We start from the raw sequence: 3,585 nt of genomic DNA, 5'->3' as shown, positions 1-3,585 counted from the left end.
CGCTCGACCGCAGCTTCCACGGGCGCACCATGGCCACGCTGGCCGCCACGGCCCAGCCCGCCAAGCAGGAGGCGTTCCAGCCCCTGCCCGACGGCTTCGCCCATACGGCGCCCAACGACGTGGCCGCACTCGAGGCCCTGTTCGCCGAACGCGGCAGCGAGATATGCGCCGTCATGGTGGAATGCGTGCAGGGCGAGGGCGGCGTGCATCCGTGCACGCCGGAGTTCCTGCAAGCTGCACGCCGCCTTACCGAGGAGCACGACGCGCTGCTCATCTGCGACGAGGTGCAGACGGGCGTCTTCCGCTGCGGCACGCCGTTCGCGTTCCAGCGCTTCGGCATCGTGCCCGACGTCGTGACCATCGCCAAGGGCGTGGCCTCGGGCATGCCCACGGGCATGTGCGCGGCCCGTGCCAACGTGGCCGCCTCGTTCGCACCCGGCGACCACGGCTCCACGTTCGGCGGCAGCAACCTGGCCGTCGCCGCCGCGCAGGCCACGTTGCGCACGCTTGCGGACGAGGGCTTCGGCGCGCGCGTCGAGCGCGTGGGCGCCTACCTGCGCGAGCGCCTGGCCGAATTGCCTCACGTGGTGGAGGTGCGCGGGCTGGGGCTCATGGTGGCTGCCGACCTGGCAGAGGACGTCGATGCGAACGACGTCGTCCTGCGCGCGCTGGGCAAGGGCCTCGTCATCAACGCCACCGGCCCGCATACGCTGCGCTTCCTGCCTCCGCTCGTCTGCGAGGAGCAGCACGTGGATCAGCTCGTCGAGCGCCTGTCCTGCCTGCTGGGCGTGTAGGGCCGCCTGCTATCGCCTCGAACGCCCGCCGCCTTGGGCGTTCGAGGCGCCCGCTTTACCGAATTTTTCGTACTTTTGGAAATTCCTACTTCGCAAACGCAGTGTCATGAGGTACTATTTACTGCATAAATTTTGCCGGTCTTGCGATTTTCTGCATAACCGTGCGAATGGCTGTGAAACTGTATGTGATAGTGCTCCGCAAGGACAGAGAGTCGAGGGCATGAGGAAACGTCAGCAACGGCATGACATCATCCGCGATATCATTCGCGAGCATAATGTCAAGACGCAGCGCGATCTCGCCGATCAGCTGCAAGCCGCAGGCTACGATTGCACCCAGGCCACCATCTCTCGGGACATCATGGACATGGGCCTGGTGAAGTCCCGCGAAGGCTATTACGTGCTGCCGGAGGAAATGCGCCTCCAGCGCATGGTTTCCGAACTGGTTGAAGAGGTACACGTGGCAGGCAATCTCATCGTGGTCAAGACGTTCTCCGGCGGAGCCGCCGGCGTCTCCGCTGCGCTCGATAAAGCGAGCTTGCGCGGCGCGCTCGGCACCGTTGCCGGTGACAACACGATCATGATCGCTGCCGAGAGCCCCGAGGCCGCTCTTGAAGTTGAGCGTGCCATCGACCGACTGCGACGACGTTAGTCGTCTACTTTAGCGCGAGGGACGCTTTTCTCCCTCCTTTCCCCCAAGGCTGCCCAGCAGCATGAAGTCGTGAGAGCCGCCCGGCGCTCACGCCACCGCGAAAAGCCGCGATGCACACGGGACCCCGTGTATCCGCACGCCGAGAACGGCAGGGCGGAGCCAAGGCCAACCCGTATCTGCATCGGAGAACCGGGCAACGAACCATTTAAGCCAAAAGAAAAAGCAAACGCAGGAAAGGGATTCATCATGGCAGATCAGAAGGAAAAAGCGGTACTGGCATACTCGGGCGGCCTCGACACGTCGTGCTGCATCAAGTGGCTCCAGGAGAACAAGGGCGTCGACGTCATCGCCGTCGTGGGTGACGTGGGGCAGGAGCACGAGGGCCTCGAGAAGATCAAGCAGAAGGCGCTCAAATCCGGCGCGCTCGACTGCCTGGTAGTGGACATGCGGGAGACGTTCGCCAAGGAGTACCTGGCCAAGGCTCTCGCTGCCAACGCCATGTACGAGAACAAGTACCCGCTGGTCTCGGCGCTGTCGCGGCCGCTCATCTCCAAGCACCTCGTGGACGCCGCCCACAAGTTCGGCGCGAAGTACATCGCGCACGGCTGCACGGGCAAGGGCAACGACCAGGTGCGCTTCGAGTCGAGCATCACGATGCTGGACCCCGACATCGAGATCCTCGCCCCGGTGCGCGAGTGGGAGCTCAAGACCCGGCCCGAGGAGATGGAGTGGGCGCAGGCTCACGGCATCGAGGTGCCCACCACCAAGAAGTCGCCGTACTCCATCGACGACAACCTGTGGGGCCGGGCCATCGAGTGCGGCGTGCTGGAGGACCCGTGGACCGAGCCGCCGGCGGACATCTACACCATGACGAGCGATCCGATGCAGGCTCCCGACCAGCCCGAATACGTTGAGCTCACGTTCGCGCGCGGCCTGCCCTACATGATCAACGGCGATCAGAAGAGCTTCCTCGGCATCATCTACGCGCTGAACGAGATCGCCGGCAAGCACGGCTACGGCCGCATCGACATGATCGAGAACCGGCTCGTGGGCGTGAAGAGCCGCGAGTGCTACGAGGTGCCGGCGGGCCTCGCGCTCATCCAGGCGCACAAGGCGCTCGAGGACCTCGTGCTCGAGCGGGAAGTGCTGCATTACAAGCTGGGCATGGAGCAGGCCTGGGCCACCGCCGTGTACAACGGCCAGTGGTTCTCGCCGCTCAAGGAGGCCATCGACGCGTTCATGGCGTCCACCCAGCGCTGCCTGTCCGGCACGGTGAGGCTCAAGTTCTACAAGGGCTCCTGCACGGTGGTCGGCCGGAAGAGCGCCTACTCGCTCTACGACTACGCGCTGGCCACCTACGACAAGGACGACGCGTTCGACCACACGGCCGCCAAGGGCTTCATCAAGCTGCAGACGCTCTCCGGCAAGACGTGGGCCTCGAACCGTCGGCAGGAGGGCGCCCCGGCCGAGCTCTTCGATGCCGAGAAGCAGCAGGGCCCCCTCAAGAAGGGCAAGTACGAGGACGTGACGCCTCTCGGCAAGCAGGTTGTTGCCGAGGCAGAAGCCGTCTTGGCGTAAGCGAAAGGAAACCCATGGCACTCTGGTCAGGCAGGTTCACGGAGAACGTGAGCGAGTTCACGCAGCGCTTCGGCGCCTCGCTGCCGGTTGACAAGGCGCTCTATGCGCAGGATATCGCCGGCTCGAAGGCGCACGCGGCCATGCTGGGATCGGCGGGCGTCATCGTGCAGGCCGACGCCGATGCCATCGTGGGCGGGCTCGAGCGCGTGCAGGAGCGCATCGAGGCGGGGAAGTTCGCCTTCGACATCAACGACGAGGACATCCATATGTCCGTTGAGCGCGCGCTCATCGCGGACGTCGGCGATGCGGGCGCACGCCTGCACACGGGCCGCAGCCGCAACGACCAGGTGGCCACCGACACGCGCCTGTTCGCGAAGCAGCGCTGCGAGGACCTCATGGCGGCCAACGTCGCGCTGCGCCAGGCGCTCGTCAAACAGGCCGAGGAGCATCCGGACGTCATCATGCCGGGCTACACGCACCTGCAGCACGCCCAGCCCGTGCTGTTCGCTCACCATATGCTCGCCTACGTGTGGATGCTCGCACGCGACTTCGAGCGCCTGGCCG

Annotated in this window: 4 protein-coding genes; all 4 read left to right on the top strand. The window is 65.3% G+C overall.

Annotation, left to right across the window (positions count from 1 at the left end):
* Positions 1–794, top strand: a 794-nt coding sequence (locus GPA_RS19855; protein ID WP_156791099.1) for an aspartate aminotransferase family protein, incomplete at its 5' end; no start/stop codon positions are given.
* Positions 795–1,014: 220 nt separating this feature from the next.
* The gene (locus tag GPA_RS00410) at positions 1,015–1,443 is read left to right on the top strand and encodes an arginine repressor (protein WP_015538624.1); all 429 of its coding nucleotides are present in this window, start codon (positions 1,015–1,017) and stop codon (positions 1,441–1,443) included.
* Between the two features lie 246 nt (positions 1,444–1,689).
* Complete coding sequence (locus GPA_RS00405; protein ID WP_015538623.1) at positions 1,690–3,021, top strand: argininosuccinate synthase; 1,332 nt, start codon at positions 1,690–1,692, stop codon at positions 3,019–3,021.
* A gap of 14 nt (positions 3,022–3,035) precedes the next feature.
* A partial coding sequence (locus GPA_RS17100; RefSeq protein ID WP_041238670.1) for a lyase family protein occupies positions 3,036–3,585 on the top strand: 550 nt, incomplete at its 3' end.

This window comes from Gordonibacter pamelaeae 7-10-1-b, from assembly GCF_000210055.1.
Lineage (GTDB): Bacteria > Actinomycetota > Coriobacteriia > Coriobacteriales > Eggerthellaceae > Gordonibacter > Gordonibacter pamelaeae.
This window is presented reverse-complemented; position numbering and strand designations above follow the sequence as displayed.

Bases quoted from the DNA above. Each gene is read 5' to 3' on its own strand.
- GPA_RS00410 (WP_015538624.1), top strand. From the start codon at position 1,015: ATGAGGAAACGTCAGCAACGGCATGACATCATCCGCGATATCATTCGC.
- GPA_RS00405 (WP_015538623.1), top strand. From the start codon at position 1,690: ATGGCAGATCAGAAGGAAAAAGCGGTACTGGCATACTCGGGCGGCCTC.